The sequence below is a fragment of the Nitrincola schmidtii genome, from assembly GCF_008973715.1.
GTDB lineage: Bacteria > Pseudomonadota > Gammaproteobacteria > Pseudomonadales > Balneatricaceae > Nitrincola > Nitrincola schmidtii.
On record NZ_WBOL01000009.1, the window covers coordinates 117865 to 135545 of the forward strand.

A 17681-nucleotide genomic window follows, 5' to 3' on the forward strand; every position below is an offset into this window, starting at 1 on the left:
AGGTTGAGACTGATAACAATCAGGGGCGAAAGGATAGCATGTTATCACTCTTTTTTCTGCGTTGTGTCTTGCTCTTCATTTAGGTCATTTGGCGTTCAAATCTGCTAGAATTTACCCTTAATTCTATTGAGTATCTTTTACATTATGTCTTTCTCTGCATTAGGCCTCTCCGGGTTTTTTCAACACACACTGGATGAGCTGGGCTATACAGCGCCAACGAAGGTTCAAGAACAAGCGATACCCGCTGTATTGGAAGGGCGTGATGTATTAGCAGCCGCGGAAACAGGTTCTGGAAAAACGGCTGCTTTTGTCCTGCCGTTATTGGAAAAATTACGCGATCATACTAGACCGCACAGTCATCAGGTGACCGCATTAATATTAGTGCCTACCCGTGAGCTGGCTGTCCAAGTCAAACAAGCCGTTCAAGAATACTCACTGGATTATCCTCGACGCTTAAAAACCCTTGCCGTGTATGGTGGTGTATCGATCAATACGCAGATGCAGGCGATGCTCGCGGGTTGCGATGTGATGGTGGCAACACCGGGTCGTCTGTTGGATTTGATCGAGAAAAACGCGATTCGTTTGGATCAGGTGGAGTATCTGGTTTTAGATGAAGCGGACCGTATGCTGGATTTGGGTTTTGCTGATGAATTAGAGCGCATAATGAACCTTTTGCCTGCTCAACGTCAAAATCTACTGTTTTCGGCTACCTTTCCTCAAGAGCTGGATGTGTTAATCGATCGTTTGCTGTTTAATCCAGTCTGTATAGAGATTGAACGGCAGAATAAGCTCCCCGATAGCTTAATTCAGCGCCCCATTGAGGTCGATAAAGCGCAACGAACGACTCTATTAAGATATTTATTGGCAGAAAATCGTGGTGCACAGTTTTTGGTATTTGTCGCCAGTAAACGCACGGCAGAAAATGTGGCAGATAAGCTCTACAAGTATGACTTTAATGTGGATACCTTGCATGGCGATAAGCCACAAACTGAACGAAATGCGACGCTAGCAGCTTTCAAAGCAGGCAAGATTCGTGTTTTAGTCGCAACCGATCTAGCGGCGCGAGGTTTAGATATCCCTTTGTTGCCCTTTGTGGTGAATTACGATTTACCCCGCTCACCCGCTGACTATGTCCACCGCATAGGCCGTACGGCAAGGGCTGGAGAAGCAGGAACCGCCTTCACTTTTGTTGACCCGGACAATGATGCTCATTTCAAACTGATCGTTAAACGGAACCAGTTGAACGTTTCGCTTGAACAGATTGCAGGCTTTGAACGAACAACGATTTCAGAGTCAACGCCAGCTAAAGGTCAGCTTCCCGTTAAAGGGAAGCGAAAAAGTAAAAAAGATAAACTACGAGAAGCAGCTGCCCGTTAAAACGAGTTTACGTGCAGTGCATCGGCTTACGGAAATTTAGATCCAGCGGCAACGGTAAAGGCTATTTCAACAAGATAATCAGGGTTGGCCAGTTCCGCTTTCACACACGCACGACTCGGTGCCGTACCCTCTGGAAACCAAGCATCCCAGACTTCGTTCAGTGCGGCGACATTGGCAAAATCTGTAATATAAATCGTAGCAGATAAAATACGGCTTTTATCACTATCAATCTTTGCTAACGCAGCTTCTGCCTGATCAAAAATCTGGGCGAGCTGACCCTGAATATCCGCACTTAAATCTGACTCCGGTACTTCTACAAAATAAGCCGTACCATTAAATACGGTAATATCAGACCAACGTTTGCAGGGATTAATGCGATGAATTGTCATGAAAAGGACCTCTCTCGGATAAAACGGGGTAGTTACCTTACCAGATTTACGCTGACCTGAGCAGAGGTACTCATCCAGTCCTGAGTACCTCTGCTCTTTTTAGTGCAGGTTAGTGCTAGAGCTTAAGAGTGTGCATTTAACCCTTAGCAGCGTGAATTAAGCAAAGCTTGGCAGCAGTCCTTCGGGAATCAAGCTGTTAAGTTGGTTAGATTCCAATAGGTCGATAGCCGACTGTATGTCAGGTGCAAAGAAGCGGTCCTTGTCATAGTAGGCGACTTTATTTCTGAGCAGTACACGTGCTTTTTCAAGTGTTGCAGTGGTTTTAAGCCCTTTTCTGAAGTCTAAACCCTGGCACGCCGCCAGCCATTCAATGGCAATAACACCGCGGGTGTTTTCAGCCATTTCCCACAGACGTTTGCCAGCATTAGGGGCCATGGAAACATGGTCTTCTTGGTTTGCCGACGTAGGTAAGCTATCAACGCTATGTGGGTGTGCAAGCGCTTTGTTATCGCTGGCTAAGGCGGCTGCCGTGACCTGTGCGATCATAAACCCTGAATTCACCCCACCATTTTCCACTAAAAATGGAGGCAGCTGAGACATGTGCTTGTCCATCATCAAAGAGACACGACGCTCAGTTAATGAACCAATTTCGGCAATGGCTAATGCGAGGTTGTCGGCAGCCATGGCCACCGGTTCTGCATGGAAGTTGCCGCCAGAGATAATGTCGCCAGAATCCGAAAACACCAGTGGATTATCTGACACAGCATTGGATTCAACCAAAAGAACAGCCGCCGCTTGGCGAATCTGTGTTAAGCAAGCGCCCATGACCTGCGGTTGGCAACGCAGCGAGTAAGGGTCTTGCACTTTATCGCAATCACTATGAGAGTCACTGACATCGCTACGATCTTGAAGTAGGAAGCGATAGGCTTCAGCAGCATCAATCTGTCCCTGTTGCCCACGAATAGCGTGTATGCGCGCATCAAAAGGACTGCGTGAACTGAGAGTCGCTTCCACGGTTAACGAACCACACAAGGTTGCAGCGGCATACAGGTCTTCCGCTTCAAAAAGCCCACGCAATGCATAAGCAGTCGACACCTGCGTCCCATTTAACAGCGCCAAGCCCTCTTTCGGTGCCAAGGATAGTGTGGGTAGGCCAGCGATTTTCAGCGCTTCGCTGGCACTGATCCACTGTCCTTGGTAGCGGGCTTGCCCTTCACCCAGTAACACTGCACTCATATGGGCCAACGGTGCCAAGTCTCCCGATGCACCAACAGAGCCGCGTAAAGGAATACGAGGATAGATCTCTTTATTGATCAGCGTGATCAGTGCATCAAGTACAGATCGACGAATGCCGGAGAAGCCACGCGCCAAGCTATTGACCTTTAATACCATGATCAGACGCACGAGTTTGTCTGAAATGGGCTCACCTAATCCGGTGGCATGAGACAAGACCAAAGAGCGCTGTAAGCTCTCTAAATCCTCTTTTTTAATGCGAGTCTGTGCCAGTAAGCCAAAGCCAGTATTGATTCCGTAGACTGTGCGGTTTTCTTCAACCACTTGATTCACGCAGTTTACTGAAGCTTCAATCGCCTTGTTGGCGCTTTCAGGCAGTTGAATGTGAACGGGTTCATTGTAGACTTGACGCAATTGAGTCAGTGTCAGTTTTCCAGGCTGGATCGATAATGAAATCATTTAGACACTCCTTCAGCATCAATCATGGGTAGGTCTAAACCATTTTCGTGGGCACAGTTTTGTGCAATCTCGTAGCCTGCATCCGCATGTCGCATAACACCCGTACCTGGATCGTTCCGCAGTACACGACCTAAACGCGCATGTGCTGCATCGGTACCATCGGCAACAATGACGACACCTGAGTGTTGCGAGAAGCCCATGCCAACACCGCCACCATGATGCAAAGATACCCAGGTTGCACCCCCAGCGGTATTGAGAAGCGCATTTAATAACGGCCAATCTGACACAGCATCTGATCCATCCATCATACTTTCTGTTTCACGGTTGGGGCTAGAAACCGATCCGGAGTCTAAATGATCACGTCCAATCACGATGGGCGCTTTAAGTTCACCATTGCGTACCATCTCATTGAACGCCTGACCTAAGCGAACACGGTCTTTCAAACCGACCCAGCAGATGCGCGCTGGAAGGCCTTGGAAACTGATACGCTCTCGCGCCATATCCAACCAATTATGCAGATGCTTATCGTCAGGAAGCAGTTCTTTAACCTTAGCATCGGTTTTATAGATATCTTCTGGATCACCGGATAACGCCACCCAGCGAAAAGGTCCAATACCTTGGCAGAATAATGGACGAATATAGGCAGGAACGAAGCCTGGAAAATCGAAAGCGTTGCTGACACCCTCTTCCTGAGCCATTTGACGAATATTGTTGCCATAGTCAAAGGTTGGAATGCCTTGTGCTTGGAAGTCTAACATCGCCTTAACGTGAACCGCCATGGACTGTTTTGCCGCCTTAACGACAACGTCTGGTTCGGTTTTTCCACGTGAAACATATTCTTCCCATGTCCAGCCTGCTGGCAAATAGCCATGTAACGGGTCGTGCGCACTGGTTTGATCGGTAACCATATCGGGACGAATTCCACGGCGAACCAGTTCAGGCAGCACATCAGCAGCGTTGGCACATAAACCAATAGATACGGCCTCACCTGCCTCTGTGTAGCGTTTTATGCGTGCTAAGGCATCGTCTAAGTCTGTGGCTTGTTCATCCAAATAACGAGTACGTAGACGGAAATCGAGACTGCTTTGCTGACACTCAATATTTAAAGAGCAAGCGCCAGCAAGGGTGGCTGCCAGTGGTTGAGCGCCACCCATTCCACCTAAGCCAGCGGTTAAAATCCAACGACCTTTCAAGTTACCGTCATAATGCTGGCGCCCTGCTTCAACAAAGGTTTCGTAAGTCCCTTGAACAATGCCTTGTGAGCCGATATAGATCCACGATCCAGCAGTCATCTGGCCATACATCATTAAACCTTTACGATCCAATTCGTTGAAGTGTTCCCAGGTTGCCCAATGAGGTACCAAGTTTGAATTGGCAATTAACACGCGGGGTGCATCGGCATGTGTTTTGAAAACGCCAACAGGCTTCCCTGATTGCACTAACAAGGTTTCATCATTTTCTAAACGCTTGAGTACTTCAACAATTTTATCGAAGCAAGGCCAGTTACGTGCAGCACGACCAATGCCACCATAAACCACCAGATCTTCAGGACGTTCAGCAACGTCTGGGTGCAAGTTGTTCATCAACATGCGCATGGCCGCTTCGGTTAACCAGCTTTTGCAGCTCAGTGTCGTACCCGTCGGTGCTTTAATGACACGGCTAGCATCATGACGTAAATCATTCAGTGTGTGTGGGGCATTCATATTGGAAACCTCTTATTTCTTGTTAGTTGATGGCTTAAATTAGCGATTAAGCGTGATTTGATGAACAAGGCGCGCGGCTAGGCGTGCTGTATGCGCGTCTTGATCAAATTCAGGGTTAAGTTCAGCTAGATCCATTAAGCGTAGTTTGCCGCTATCACGAATCTGCATCAGTAAGGGTTCGATCACTTCTAGACTGACCCCTCGGGCAGCCGGGGCGCTTACGCCTGGTGCCTGTGCAGCCGGGAAAACATCTAAATCAATGGTTAGGTATAGGTGGTCGCATTGATTCATAAATCGCTCAAGCTGCGCTTGTAAATTAGGAAGGTCCTTTGATGTCATCTGTAAGTCTTCTTGATACCAAACCTTTAACCTATCTGCGCGCTCAAAAAGCGCTGGTGTGTTACTCATACGACTGACACCAAGACACGCATATTCGAATTTCCAGTGATGGTGAGCACATACTTCGGCTATTTGAGCAAAGGGAGTGCCTGAAGAGGTTAGCTGACAGTTTGGATCGCGAAGGTCAAAATGAGCATCAAAGTTGATAATGCCAATACGAGGTTTAGCTTCACTTTTTTTAATGTGATTAGACAATCCTGACCAGCTAGCAAAGGCGATTTCATGACCACCTCCTAAGCCAATAGGAAAGTGTCCCTGATCAAGAAGATGGGTAATATTTTCAGCAAAGTCGACTTGAGCCTGTTCTAAGGCGTCCTCTACGCACACAATATCACCGCATTCATAGAGTGGATTGCTTTGTAGCCAAGGAAGATTAATCAACTGTTGTCGAAGTGCATGAGGGCCCACAGCAGCACCAATACGACCTTGGTTTCGACGTACGCCTGCATCGCAAGCGAAACCAAGCAATGCCACACCCGCTGGCTTATCCAGAGAGATAGCTTGGATCATCTGATGCCAGCGTGTGCTGTTAGGTTCAGGGTCCTGTCGCCCTTTCCATAAAGACATCATGTCGGTAGCAGTGATATGACTCATCGATTGATCTCCCCTTGAAAAACACGCTGTTTCAGCCTGCCTGGCTGTATCGAATAGGCGAGTTCTGCTGGATTGTTAATATTCCAAAGGCAAAAGTTAGCCTTACGTCCTACCGTGACGCTGCCTTCTTGATGCTTTAAGCCAAGGGCTTTTGCTGCATGGTAAGTGACACCTTGTAACGCTTCTGTTGGGGTTAAACGAAACAGTGTGCAGGCCATATTGAGCATCAGTGTCAGTTGAAAGATAGGTGATGACCCTGGGTTACCGTCAGTGGCGAGTGCCATGGGTACTTGATACTGCCGCAGTAGTTCAATCGGAGGTACTTGGGTATCACGAAGCGTATAGAAGGCTCCCGGTAACAGCGTTGCAACGGTTCCTGAAGCTGCCATTGCGCGCACTGCTGCTTCGTCTAACCATTCTATATGGTCTGCGGATAAGCCCTGATACTTAGCTGTCAGTGCGGCACCGCCTAGGTTGGACAGCTGCTCGGCATGTGATTTAACGAGTAAACCGTAGGCTTGAGCTGCTCTAAAAAGCCGCTCTGATTGAGCGACACTAAAGCCGATGCCTTCACAAAAGACATCCACCGCATCGACAAGGTTTTCAGTCACTGCCGCAGGTAAAATGTCGTTACAGATGAGTTCGATATAGCCATCTGCATTATCCGCATACTCTGGCGGCAACGCATGTGCCGCTAATAGTGTGGTCACAACCTGTATCGGAAGTTCTTGCCCCAGCCGCCTAGCTACACGCAGCATTTTTAGTTCGTCGACTCGATTTAAGCCATAGCCAGACTTGATTTCAACCGTTGTAACGCCATCATTAATCAGTGCCTGGATACGCGGTAGCGCTGCTTCAAATAGTGCTTGTTCTGATGCTGCACGTGTGGCGCGCACCGTGCTTAAGATACCGCCGCCGTTACGTGCAATCTCTTCATAGCTGGCGCCTTCAAGGCGTAGCTCAAATTCATCGGCTCTTGAACCACCAAAAATCAGGTGGGTATGGCAGTCAATCAAACCCGGAGTGATGACACCGCCGCTATAAACTTCGTCAGCAGACTCTGAAACGTCAGGGGTAAGGTCGGACATAGGGCTGATCATCGCAATACGGTCATTCTCGACCAGTAGCGCCATTTTTTGGTCATGCGTCATCTGACCATCAAATAGGGTGATCTCAGTCCAGAGTGTGCGCTTTATCTCTTCGTCTGACATGTCGAGGCCCTCGTTGGTAACGATTCTTATGATTTATTGTATATACAATTAATCATTTCGGTATGGGTGTCAAGTGATTTTGGTAAGAGTTCTAATGGCTAACTGCGCTTAAATATTGCGTTGTGCGGTAATTTATTAATGTATATACATTAATCTTTATTAGAATTTGAGGACGAGCGTAGTTTGTATCGATCCCCAGGATGAAGCAGTCTTGCATAGCTGATCAGATGATCGCCCGACCAAGTACGGCGAATCATGCTGAGACAGGGCTGATTTTCAGAGATGTTAAGCCATTGAGCTGATTGTCTATCGGGTAAAACCGCTTCTACGACATGCTCTAAGTCTGTAATTGGGCAGGCGTTAACCAGTATTTCGTTGGGTGTTTGCACCGAGAAGTCAGAGCTTAAGTAATCCGGCACCCAGCGTGGATTGACGTAGCGATTTTCCAATTGAATAGGAAGTTGGTTCTCGAGATGAACAATAACGCTGTGGAAAACACGACTATTGACGCGAACACCTAGGCGAAGTGCGATTTCATCATCTGCACTCACTTCTTCACATAAAATCACTGTATTGCTGTATTGGTGTCCTCTTGAGCGGACTTCTTCGGCGATATTGTTGATTTCCGCCAGTGGTGACTCTGATTTACGGTCGGTGACAAAAGTGCCTAAGCCGGCTTGACGCACTAAATAGCCTTCTTGCACAAGATCACGAATCGCTTTGTTGGCTGTCATGCGGCTAACATTAAAATCTCTTGCTAACTGCTCTTCAGCCGGAATTTTATGGTGTACAGCATAGTGCCCAGAATGTATGGCATCTAAAAGGTGCTGCTTGATTTGTAAATAGCGTGGTGATGAGGTCACTGCAATACCTGCAATTATCGGCTTTAGGCTTAAAAAAGCTGTTAAAACAGTTCTTTAATACGATGCCACAGCATGCCTGTAGCCAGCAAGGGCGCTCTTAGATGCCGTCCGCCAGGAAAGGTCATATGATTTACTTTGGCAAACAAGGCATAGCGCTGATCATTTTCAGTACTGATTTTTTCAGCCAATACTTTGGCAGCCAGGTGCGTTGCGTTGACGCCGTGCCCTGCATAAGCCTGAGCAAAGTAAATCGCTGGACAGTCCGGTAGCTGGCCTATCTGAGGTAAACGGTTAGCGCCTATGCCCAGCATTCCTCCCCATTGATAGTCTATTTTTACCTTGTCTAATTGAGGAAATACTTTCTCAATGTTAGGAAGAAGAGCTGCCGCAATATTTTTGGGGTCTCTGCCAGTGTAGGTGCAAAGACCTCCAAAAATTAAACGATTATCTTGGCTGATACGGTAATAGTCCAAGGTGGTCCGCATATCTGCTACTGCCTTTCGCCCCGGCATGAGTTGTGAGCAAAGAGCATCGGGCAGTGGTTCGGTGGCTACGACATAGCTTCCAGCGGGTAATACTTTACCACCCAGCCAAGGCTCAAGATCAGGGTTCAGATAGCCATTACATGCCAGAATGACACGATCACAGTGAATGCTTCCTTGCGCTGTTTTTACCAAGGGTCGGTCACCTTTGATCAGTTCAATAACGGCGGACTGTTCGAAGATTTTAACCCCCAGTTGCTCTGCAACCTGCACCTCACCTAATAAGAGGTTCAATGGGTGAAGATGTCCACTGCCCTCGTCGACAAGGGCACCGGTATAAAAATCAGAGTCTACGACCTGTTGCTTAAGCTCCGAGGGTTCTAAAATGCGAAGCGGGTGTGGATAATTGATCGCATGAAGGGATTCGAGCTCTTCATCTAAGGCTTTGCGATGTTTAGCATTGGTGCCTAAATCGGCATAGCCAAGCACTAAATCACAATCAATCTGATGAGTTTGAATGCGCTCTTTAACGATTTCGAGTGCTTCGGTGCCCATTTTTTTGAGTGCCATAACACCCTCTTCACCGAGGGTATTATGAAACTGATCCAAATCGTGACCGATACCGCGTATCAGTTCACCGCCATTTCGTCCAGAGGCTCCCCAGCCGACTCTTCTAGCTTCAAGTAATGCAACTTTAAAGCCTCGTTGAGCGAGTTCGATAGCACTATTAACGCCTGTAAATCCTGCACCAACGATACAGATATCAGCCTCCAAGGCCTCCTGTAACGGAGGCCAGGTGCGTTCTATCTTTCGAGTCGCTGCGTACCAAGAGGAAGTATGCTCTGTTGCGCTGCTCATCACAGAAGTCGCCTTGTTAGATCATTAAACCGTGTGTAGATACCAGAGATATTCTAAGTCTGAGATGGTGTGTTCAAACTCGGTTAATTCGTGCTCTTTACAGGCCACAAAGATCTTTAAGAATTTATAGCCTAAGTATTCCAGCATCACGGGCGAGTCTTCCAGTTCTCTTAACGCATCACGAAGGTTATTGATCAGTGAGGTCTCATGTTGCTCATGCGCATTGCCCACAGTCATATCAGGTGGTTCAATTTTGTGAGTAATACCAAAATGTATGCCAGATAATACCGCAGCCATTAGTAAGTAGGGGTTAGCGTCAGCACCGGCTATGCGATGTTCAATACGCAGAGCTTCAGGATCGCCGCCAGGTAAGCGTAATGCCGTGGTACGGTTATCTACACCCCAAGTCGGCGCGCTCGGTACGTAGTATTCTGGGCTAAAGCGACGATAGGAGTTGATGTTTGGACAAAGCAATGCCATAGCGTCATTCATGGTGGCTAAGAGTCCGCCAACGGCCCAGCGCAGCATGTCGTTGGGTTCTTCAGGATCTCCCGCAAATATATTCTTGCCATTCTCATCGATTAAGCTGATATGTAAGTGCATACCGCTGCCTGATTGATCATGATAAGGCTTGGCCATGAAGGTGGTGTCCATCTCATGGTCATAGGCCATGTTCTTGATCAGACGCTTCAGTAAGGTTGCATGATCACAGGATTTTAGTGGATCGTCGACGTGATGTAAGTTCACTTCAAATTGACCTGGAGCAGACTCGGCAACCAAGGCATCAGCAGGAATATCTTGCTCATGTGCAGCATCTAAAACATCTGCTAGGAACTCTGCGTATTCATCTAAATCATCAATGGAGTAAACCTGCACACTGGCGGGACGTTTGCCAGAGATAGGGGATTTAGGTGGTTGCGGTCTTCCTGAGAGGTTTTCTTGGTCAATTAGATAAAATTCTAGCTCGAAAGCAGTAACAGGTTTTAAGCCAAGCTCACTAAAACGGTCGACAACTTTCTGTAAAACGACGCGTGGATCAGCAAAAAAAGGTGTCTCACGATCCAGTTCGTACATGCTCATTAATAGCTGTGCCGTGGGTCGCTTTTGCCAAGGTTCCATATTTAGGGTGCCGGGGATAGGAAGGCAAACTCTATCAGCCTCGCCTATTTCAAGCCCCAAGCCAGTTTCTTCAACGGTTGTACCTTGGATGTTCAGAGCAAATATCGAGGCGGGAAGTGCAACACCTTTTTCGAAAACCTTTAGAAGCGATCCAGGGTCGACTCGCTTGCCTCGTACGATGCCATTCATATCGGCAATTAAAAGATCAACAAATTGCAGTTCTGGATGATCCTGCAAGAAACGCTTGGCGTGTTTAATACCCGAGCCCATAAGGGAAACCTTTGTTTGTCTATTCTAGTTATATGATGACATTGAATCTTGTTATGTCAGCAGTAGGAGTGGACTCTTATGTCGTAAACCATAAGTTTGTGGCATTAAGAATCCATTAAGGAGTAAATTCTATAAATCAAACCTTGTCAATATCATTCTCAGGCATAAAGGGTAGCATTAATGTGAATTGTTTACATTTGAAAAAAAATTTAGCTAATCTTGTGGTAGCCACTTGATAAGCGCTCTGAGTCGCGCTACAAGTTTATACGTTAGTGTAATGAATTTTACTTTCCATTGTCTCAAACAGGAAATTTATGACAGCCGTTCAACCAAAGCATTCCCTTTCTCTTCCTCTGATCGGTGTGAATGCTTGTAGTCAACGTTTACCGGAAAAGCATCCATTTTTTATTGTGGGTGAAAAGTATGTTCGCTCTGTCGCAGAAGGAGCGGGTGGCCTACCTCTGGTTATTCCAGCGCTAGGTGATCAGATTCCAATCGATCAGTTAGTATCTCAGCTTGATGGATTGTTACTGACGGGTTCACCATCAAATATTGAACCTCACCATTACCAAGGTGAGCCCAGTGATCTTGGCTCGGAGCATGATCCCAGCCGTGATGCGACCACTTTGCCATTAGTGAGAGCAGCCGTGGCTGCAGGTGTACCAATCTTAGGTATTTGCCGCGGTTTTCAAGAAATGAACGTGGCATTGGGTGGAACATTGCACCAAAAAGTACACGAAGTAGATGGCTATCATGATCATCGTGAAGACAAAACTACCTCAATCACGGAACAGTACAATGCACTGACACATTCAATAACTATTCAACAAGGGGGTGTTTTAGCCAATATCTGGTCTACTTCTACTGAGGTCATGGTTAATTCATTACATGGACAAGGTATCAAAGACCTTGCGCCAGGGCTTGAGGTGGAAGCGCGTGCAGATGATGGTTTAATAGAAGCCTTCTCAGTTAAACATGCTCGTCAATTTGCGTTAGCGGTGCAATGGCATCCAGAGTGGCAATGGCACCCGGGTGAGGGTGTTGGTGAGTTCCCTTTCTATCGGGCAATTCTGAAAGCCTTCGGTGATGCATGTCGTCAACGTCAGCAACAGCGCTTAGCCAATCAACAAACTGCATAATAAGTACGGCTGAATAGTTATGAAAAATCTAGAAAATTGGATGAAAGAGAATCAGATCACTGAGATCGAATGCGTAGTCAGTGATATCAATGGTATTGCGCGTGGAAAGATTACCCCCACGAAGAAATTTATAGCAGAAAAAGGGATGCGTCTACCTGAAAGTATTTTGCTGCAAACGGTCACGGGTGATTACGTCGAAGATGAAATATACTACGATCTGTTAGACCCAGCAGATATTGATATGATCTGCCACCCAGATCCTGATGCGGTTTTTATTATTCCTTGGGCTTTAGAACCGACAGCTCAGGTTATTCACGATTGTTATGATCGTAATGGTTTGCCGATTCATCTGTCGCCTCGAAATTTACTTAAAAAAATACTGCGTCTTTATGAAGAGCAAGGCTGGCAACCGATTGTGTCTCCAGAAATGGAGTTTTACCTGACTAAACGCTGTGAAGATCCAGATTTACCGTTGCAACCACCCATTGGTCGTTCGGGTCGTCAAGAAACGGGTCGTCAATCCTTCTCCATAGATGCGGCAAATGAGTTTGATCCTTTATTCGAAGATATGTATGACTGGTGCGAGATTCAAGGTTTGGATATCGATACCTTGATTCATGAAGAAGGTACTGCACAGATGGAAATCAACTTCCGTCACGGCGATCCTTTAGCCCTAGCTGATCAGGTGTTTGTGTTTAAGCGTACCATGCGTGAAGCTGCACTAAAACATGATGTAACGGCCACCTTTATGGCCAAGCCGGTCAGTAATGAACCGGGCAGTGCGATGCATATGCATCAAAGTGTTGTCGACATTAATACCGGTAAATCTATTTTCTCTGATGAAAATGGCAAAATGAGTGAGTTGTTTTTGCATCATATCGGTGGATTACAGAAATATATTCCTGAAATTCTGCCGTTGTTGGCGCCCAACGTTAACTCATTCCGTCGCTTCTTGCCGGATACCTCTGCTCCAGTGAACGTTGAATGGGGTCTAGAAAATAGAACTTGTGGTCTAAGAGTTCCTGATTCGGATCCACAAAATCGACGAGTAGAAAACCGATTGCCTGGTGCTGATGCCAACGTCTACCTTGCGATTGCAGGAAGTTTGCTGTGTGGCTACCTTGGCATGATGAAGAAAATTAATCCATCAGCACCGGTTCAAGGGCGCGCCTACGAGCGAAGAAATCTGCGTCTGCCTTTAACACTTGAAGCGGCATTGGAGCGCATGGAACATTCAAAAGTCATTCGTGAATATTTGAGTCCTGAATTTGTCAAAGGGTACATTGCAGTAAAACGTGTTGAGCATGAAAACTTTAAGCAGGTTATTAGTTCTTGGGAGCGAGAATTTCTGCTGTTGTCTGTCTGATTGAGATATAAAAAAGCAAAAATTTTAAGTTTTTTTTCATTCGGACTATGTTATTTATGTTGAGAAGTGTTGAAAATGCGTCGCCTTTTTCAGCCTTATTTTTTGAATCAAAAGAGGTGTAACAATGACGGTCAAATACAAAAAAACATTGCTAGCCGCATCTGTCGCTTTAGCATTTTCAGCTTCTGTAGCCAATGCTAACGAAGTCAGAATGTATAACTGGTCAGATTACATAGCTGAAGATACGTTTGATAAGTTTACCGCTGAAACCGGTATTCGAGTTATTTACGATGTGTTCGATAGTAATGAAGTGCTTGAAGCTGCATTGCTTTCCGGGCGCTCTGGTTATGATCTAGTGGTGCCATCTAACCACTATTTAACCAAGCAGATTAGCGCTGGTGCTTTCGTTGAGCTGGATCACAGTAAACTAACCAATCTTGGTAATTTAAACCCTGATCTAATGAAAACTCTTGAGGATGTAGATCCGGGTAGTCGCTACTCTGTACCTTACCTTTGGGGAACCAACGGTATGGGTTATAACGAGGGTCGCGTTTTAGCAATTTTGGGTGACGATGCCCCTGTAGATTCTTGGGCGCTGATGTTTGACCCTGAAGTGACAGCAAAGCTTGCAGCCGGTGGCTGTGGTATCAGTATGCTCGACTCGGGTGATGAAATGTTGCCTGCTGCGATGGCTTATTTAGGTCTAAACCCAAATAGCAACGAAGCCGACGATTTTGCTGCTGCCGCCGCAGTGATCAGTTCGGTTCAGCCACATGTGACTTATTTCCACTCTTCTCGTTATATCTCTGACTTAGCCAATGGCGATATCTGTGTAGCGGCAGGCTATTCAGGCGATATTTTGCAAGCAGCTGAGCGTGCAGAAGAAGCGGGTAATGGTAATGTCATCATGTACACTATCCCGAAAGAAGGTGCTGCACTCTGGTTTGATATGTTAGCGATTCCAGAAGGCGCGCCAAACGTTGAGAATGCACATACGCTTATTAACTTCTTATTGCGTCCTGAAATTATTGCCGACATTACCAATTACGTTTGGTACGCAAACCCTAACTCTGCAGCAGATGAATTCGTTGATCCAGATATCCTAAGCGACGAATCTATCTATCCAACAGCGGAAGTTAAAGAAAACCTATACTTAGCCAAAGAACGTCCTCTTGATACACAACGTATCATTACACGTACTTGGAACCGAGTGAAATCGGGTCGTTAACAGCTATGCAGGACCGCCAGACCTCTGGCGGTCTTTTCAATTCTGTCACCACAGGAGGTTTGGCGGATGCCGGGTGTCTCTGAAGCTTTAAAAACTGAACCTATACAGCAAGTAGCAAAATCCAAAGAAGTACTATTACGTATAGAAGGTGTCAGCAAACTCTTTGATGATGTATTAGCCGTTGATAATGTCAGTGTTGATATTCATCGTGGTGAGATCTTTGCTTTACTGGGTGGCTCTGGTTCAGGTAAATCAACTTTGCTTAGAATGTTGGCTGGCTTTGAGAAGCCTAGTGAAGGAAAAATCCTTCTCGATGGCAAAGATATCACTGATATGCCGCCCTACGAGCGACCTATCAATATGATGTTTCAGTCCTATGCGCTATTTCCTCATATGACCGTGGAACAAAATATTGCCTTTGGACTCAAGCAAGACAAAATCCCCAAAGCAGAAATTCAACAGCGTGTTGCTGAAATGCTCCGTTTGGTGAAGATGGAAAAGTACGCTAAACGACGCCCAATGCAACTCTCGGGCGGTCAGCGTCAACGTGTCGCTCTAGCACGCTCTTTAGCAAAAAGGCCAAAACTACTTTTACTCGATGAGCCTATGGGGGCGTTGGATAAAAAGTTACGAACTGAAATGCAACTCGAAGTCGTCGATATTCTTGAAAAAGTAGGAGTGACCTGCGTTCTTGTAACGCATGATCAAGAAGAAGCCATGACGATGGCCAGTCGTATTGCCATCATGTCTGAGGGTTGGATTGCTCAAATAGGTTCACCTATTGATATATACGAGAGCCCTAACAGCCGCATGATTGCTGAGTTTATTGGTTCGGTTAATATCTTTGAATGCCAAATTCAAGAAGATGAAGCGGATAGCTTAACACTGCATTCACCTGAACTTGATGCGCCTGTGTACATCGGTCATGGGGTAAGTACCCGTGCAGAAAGCGAATCAGCCATGGTTGCTCTTCGTCCTGAAAAGACCTTAATGACCCGTGATAAGCCTGATTCAGATGTTAACTGGTCTTCTGGTAAAGTGCATGATATTGCTTATTTAGGAGGAACCTCTGTTTACTACGTTAAGCTAAGTTCTGGTCGTATTGTGCAGGCTAGCATCGCAAATACAGAAAGACGGGGTGATCGACCAACATGGGATGATCCTGTTTACATCAGCTGGGATGATTACGCCCCAGTGGTTCTGTGGGACTAAATTATGATTAGCCAACAAAAAATAGTAGAAAGGCTACGACGACTAATTCCAAGTGGTCGAATGATAGTATTTAGTATTCCATTTATTTGGTTACTACTGTTTTTCTTGATGCCATTTGCATTGGTTTTAAAGATTAGTTTTTCTAATGCTGTTATTGCGATACCTCCCTATCAACCAGTGTTTACCTATATTAATGACACCATCACCTTAGTGTTGAATCTAGGTAACTACTTGTTTTTGGCCTCAGATAGCTTGTATGTAGAAGCCTATTGGGGCTCTATCAAGATCGCAACGATGGCTACTATACTCTGCCTTTTGATAGGCTATCCGATGGCTTACGCAATGGCGCGAGCGCCGTTGCAACTGCAATTAGTGTTGTTGTTATTGATCATGTTGCCGTCATGGACCTCTTTCCTTATCCGTGTTTATGCCTGGATGGGGATTTTGAGTAACCAAGGATTATTGAATAACTTTTTACTTTGGTTAGGGGTAATCAAAGAACCTTTGCGCATTATGAATACCAATATTGCCGTTATCATTGGTATTGTTTATGCCTATCTACCCTTTATGATTCTGCCTCTATACGCCAACTTAACCAAAATGGATATGAGTTTGATTGAGGCGGCATCCGATCTAGGATCTCGAAAAATTAATACTTTTTGGCGCATTACGTTGCCGCTGTCTAAAGGTGGGATAATCGCAGGTTCAATGTTGGTATTTATTCCAGCCGTGGGTGAGTTCGTTATACCCGAACTGCTGGGTGGCCCAAATACCTTGATGATCGGTAAAGTTCTTTGGGAGGAGTTCTTCAATAATCGTGATTGGCCGGTTGCTTCGGCATTGGCAGTAGTGATGCTGGGATTGTTGATCATACCAATCATTTTCTTCCATCGTGCTCAGGCAAAGGAGTTGGAAAAGAATGGCTAGATTACGCAATGTTAGCTTTTCCACGGTGATGCTAGTAATTGGGTTGTTATTTCTCTACATCCCGATGGTTATCCTAATCATTTACTCGTTCAACTCATCAAGATTGGTGACCGTGTGGGCGGGATTTTCGACACGCTGGTATTTAGAGCTTCTTAGAGATCAACAGCTTCTTTCTGCGGTTTGGATGAGTTTGCGTATCGCATTTTACTCAGCAACCATGGCAGTGTGCATTGGAACACTGGCGGCCTTTGTGATGACTCGTTTCAGTCGTTTCCGTGGGCGTACCATGCTCTCTAGCATGATTACAGCACCACTGGTTATGCCTGAAGTGATCACCGGTTTGTCCTTGCTGTTGCTATTTGTACATATGGCGCAAATTATTGGCTGGCCAGCGGATCGCGGTATGGTCACCATCTGGATAGCTCATACTACCTTCTGTAGTGCTTACGTAGCTGTAGTGGTTTCATCGAGGCTACGAGAGTTAGATATGTCGATTGAAGAAGCGGCGTTGGACTTAGGGGCAACGCCTTTTAAAACCTTCTTCTTAATCACCATTCCTGTGATTACCCCAGCATTGATTGCTGGTTGGTTGTTGGCGTTTACCTTGTCACTTGATGATCTCGTTATTGCCAGCTTCGTCTCGGGACCGGGAGCATCGACCCTGCCTATGGTGGTGTTTTCTTCGGTTCGCTTAGGGGTATCACCCAAGATCAACGCCCTTGCGACACTGATTATCTTAGCAGTCTCTCTAGTGGCCTTTATCGCTTGGTACATGATGCGGCGTGCAGAAGAAAAAAGGCGAAAACCTTTGCCTGATGGTGAATAGAAGTTGAAGGCTTAAAAACCCCGAAC

The 17681-nt window shown here is 46.1% G+C and carries 15 protein-coding genes; 7 read left to right on the plus strand and 8 right to left on the minus strand.

Features of this window, described 5'->3' with window-relative positions:
* The first annotated feature begins 144 nt into the window (after nucleotides 1–144).
* Nucleotides 145–1377: a DEAD/DEAH box helicase gene (locus tag F7R24_RS09575; protein ID WP_151671032.1), complete on the plus strand. Its 1233-nt coding sequence runs from the start codon at nucleotides 145–147 to the stop codon at nucleotides 1375–1377.
* A 26-nt stretch (nucleotides 1378–1403) separates the two neighbouring features.
* Here F7R24_RS09575 and F7R24_RS09580 read toward each other — a convergent pair whose 3' ends face one another.
* The 8 genes from F7R24_RS09580 to F7R24_RS09615 form a co-directional block, all read right to left on the minus strand.
* Complete coding sequence (locus F7R24_RS09580) at nucleotides 1404–1766, minus strand: RidA family protein (RefSeq protein ID WP_151671033.1); 363 nt, start codon at nucleotides 1764–1766, stop codon at nucleotides 1404–1406.
* Between the two features lie 156 nt (nucleotides 1767–1922).
* Complete coding sequence (gene hutH, locus F7R24_RS09585) at nucleotides 1923–3458, minus strand: histidine ammonia-lyase (RefSeq protein WP_151671034.1); 1536 nt, start codon at nucleotides 3456–3458, stop codon at nucleotides 1923–1925.
* Nucleotides 3455–5161, minus strand: a complete 1707-nt coding sequence (gene hutU, locus F7R24_RS09590) for a urocanate hydratase (protein ID WP_151671035.1) — start codon at nucleotides 5159–5161, stop codon at nucleotides 3455–3457. Before hutU ends, hutH begins: the two co-directional genes overlap by 4 nt.
* 39 nt (nucleotides 5162–5200) lie before the next feature.
* Nucleotides 5201–6154, minus strand: a complete 954-nt coding sequence (gene hutG / locus F7R24_RS09595; protein WP_151671036.1) for a formimidoylglutamase — start codon at nucleotides 6152–6154, stop codon at nucleotides 5201–5203.
* Nucleotides 6151–7365 carry an imidazolonepropionase gene (gene hutI, locus F7R24_RS09600; RefSeq protein WP_151671037.1) on the minus strand — a complete coding sequence of 405 codons (1215 nt, stop codon included), beginning with the start codon at nucleotides 7363–7365 and terminating at the stop codon, nucleotides 6151–6153. The genes hutG and hutI overlap by 4 nt, the downstream gene beginning before the upstream one ends.
* Nucleotides 7366–7514: 149 nt before the next feature.
* Nucleotides 7515–8228: a histidine utilization repressor gene (gene hutC / locus F7R24_RS09605; RefSeq protein WP_151671038.1), complete on the minus strand. Its 714-nt coding sequence runs from the start codon at nucleotides 8226–8228 to the stop codon at nucleotides 7515–7517.
* A 41-nt stretch (nucleotides 8229–8269) separates the two neighbouring features.
* Nucleotides 8270–9568, minus strand: a complete 1299-nt coding sequence (locus F7R24_RS09610; RefSeq protein ID WP_151671039.1) for an NAD(P)/FAD-dependent oxidoreductase — start codon at nucleotides 9566–9568, stop codon at nucleotides 8270–8272.
* A 24-nt stretch (nucleotides 9569–9592) separates the two neighbouring features.
* Nucleotides 9593–10957, minus strand: coding sequence for a glutamine synthetase family protein (locus tag F7R24_RS09615; RefSeq protein ID WP_151671040.1), 1365 nt, complete (start codon nucleotides 10955–10957; stop codon nucleotides 9593–9595).
* Nucleotides 10958–11271: 314 nt separating this feature from the next.
* Between F7R24_RS09615 and F7R24_RS09620 the strand changes: the two genes are divergently transcribed.
* From F7R24_RS09620 to F7R24_RS09645, 6 genes are all read left to right on the plus strand, one after another.
* Nucleotides 11272–12096: a gamma-glutamyl-gamma-aminobutyrate hydrolase family protein gene (locus F7R24_RS09620; protein WP_151671041.1), complete on the plus strand. Its 825-nt coding sequence runs from the start codon at nucleotides 11272–11274 to the stop codon at nucleotides 12094–12096.
* A 19-nt stretch (nucleotides 12097–12115) separates the two neighbouring features.
* The gene (locus F7R24_RS09625) at nucleotides 12116–13462 is read left to right on the plus strand and encodes a glutamine synthetase family protein (RefSeq protein WP_151671042.1); all 1347 of its coding nucleotides are present in this window, start codon (nucleotides 12116–12118) and stop codon (nucleotides 13460–13462) included.
* 124 nt (nucleotides 13463–13586) lie between these two features.
* Complete coding sequence (locus tag F7R24_RS09630) at nucleotides 13587–14690, plus strand: polyamine ABC transporter substrate-binding protein (RefSeq protein WP_151671043.1); 1104 nt, start codon at nucleotides 13587–13589, stop codon at nucleotides 14688–14690.
* Nucleotides 14691–14756: 66 nt separating this feature from the next.
* Nucleotides 14757–15902, plus strand: a complete 1146-nt coding sequence (gene potA / locus F7R24_RS09635) for a polyamine ABC transporter ATP-binding protein (RefSeq protein WP_151671044.1) — start codon at nucleotides 14757–14759, stop codon at nucleotides 15900–15902.
* Between the two features lie 60 nt (nucleotides 15903–15962).
* Nucleotides 15963–16829 carry an ABC transporter permease subunit gene (locus tag F7R24_RS09640; protein WP_240776070.1) on the plus strand — a complete coding sequence of 289 codons (867 nt, stop codon included), beginning with the start codon at nucleotides 15963–15965 and terminating at the stop codon, nucleotides 16827–16829.
* Entirely contained in the window at nucleotides 16822–17655 is an 834-nt protein-coding gene (locus tag F7R24_RS09645) for an ABC transporter permease subunit (RefSeq protein WP_151671045.1), read from the plus strand. Before F7R24_RS09640 ends, F7R24_RS09645 begins: the two co-directional genes overlap by 8 nt.
* Nucleotides 17656–17681 lie beyond the last annotated feature (26 nt).

Coding starts and splice junctions, on each gene's coding strand:
- F7R24_RS09575 (WP_151671032.1), top strand. CDS start 145: ATGTCTTTCTCTGCATTAGGCCTCTCCGGGTTTTTTCAACACACACTG.
- F7R24_RS09580 (WP_151671033.1), bottom strand. CDS start 1,766: ATGACAATTCATCGCATTAATCCCTGCAAACGTTGGTCTGATATTACC.
- hutH (WP_151671034.1), bottom strand. CDS start 3,458: ATGATTTCATTATCGATCCAGCCTGGAAAACTGACACTGACTCAATTG.
- hutU (WP_151671035.1), bottom strand. CDS start 5,161: ATGAATGCCCCACACACACTGAATGATTTACGTCATGATGCTAGCCGT.
- hutG (WP_151671036.1), bottom strand. CDS start 6,154: ATGAGTCATATCACTGCTACCGACATGATGTCTTTATGGAAAGGGCGA.
- hutI (WP_151671037.1), bottom strand. CDS start 7,365: ATGTCAGACGAAGAGATAAAGCGCACACTCTGGACTGAGATCACCCTA.
- F7R24_RS09610 (WP_151671039.1), bottom strand. CDS start 9,568: ATGAGCAGCGCAACAGAGCATACTTCCTCTTGGTACGCAGCGACTCGA.
- F7R24_RS09615 (WP_151671040.1), bottom strand. CDS start 10,957: ATGGGCTCGGGTATTAAACACGCCAAGCGTTTCTTGCAGGATCATCCA.
- F7R24_RS09620 (WP_151671041.1), top strand. CDS start 11,272: ATGACAGCCGTTCAACCAAAGCATTCCCTTTCTCTTCCTCTGATCGGT.
- F7R24_RS09625 (WP_151671042.1), top strand. CDS start 12,116: ATGAAAAATCTAGAAAATTGGATGAAAGAGAATCAGATCACTGAGATC.
- F7R24_RS09630 (WP_151671043.1), top strand. CDS start 13,587: ATGACGGTCAAATACAAAAAAACATTGCTAGCCGCATCTGTCGCTTTA.
- potA (WP_151671044.1), top strand. CDS start 14,757: ATGCCGGGTGTCTCTGAAGCTTTAAAAACTGAACCTATACAGCAAGTA.
- F7R24_RS09640 (WP_240776070.1), top strand. CDS start 15,963: ATGATAGTATTTAGTATTCCATTTATTTGGTTACTACTGTTTTTCTTG.
- F7R24_RS09645 (WP_151671045.1), top strand. CDS start 16,822: ATGGCTAGATTACGCAATGTTAGCTTTTCCACGGTGATGCTAGTAATT.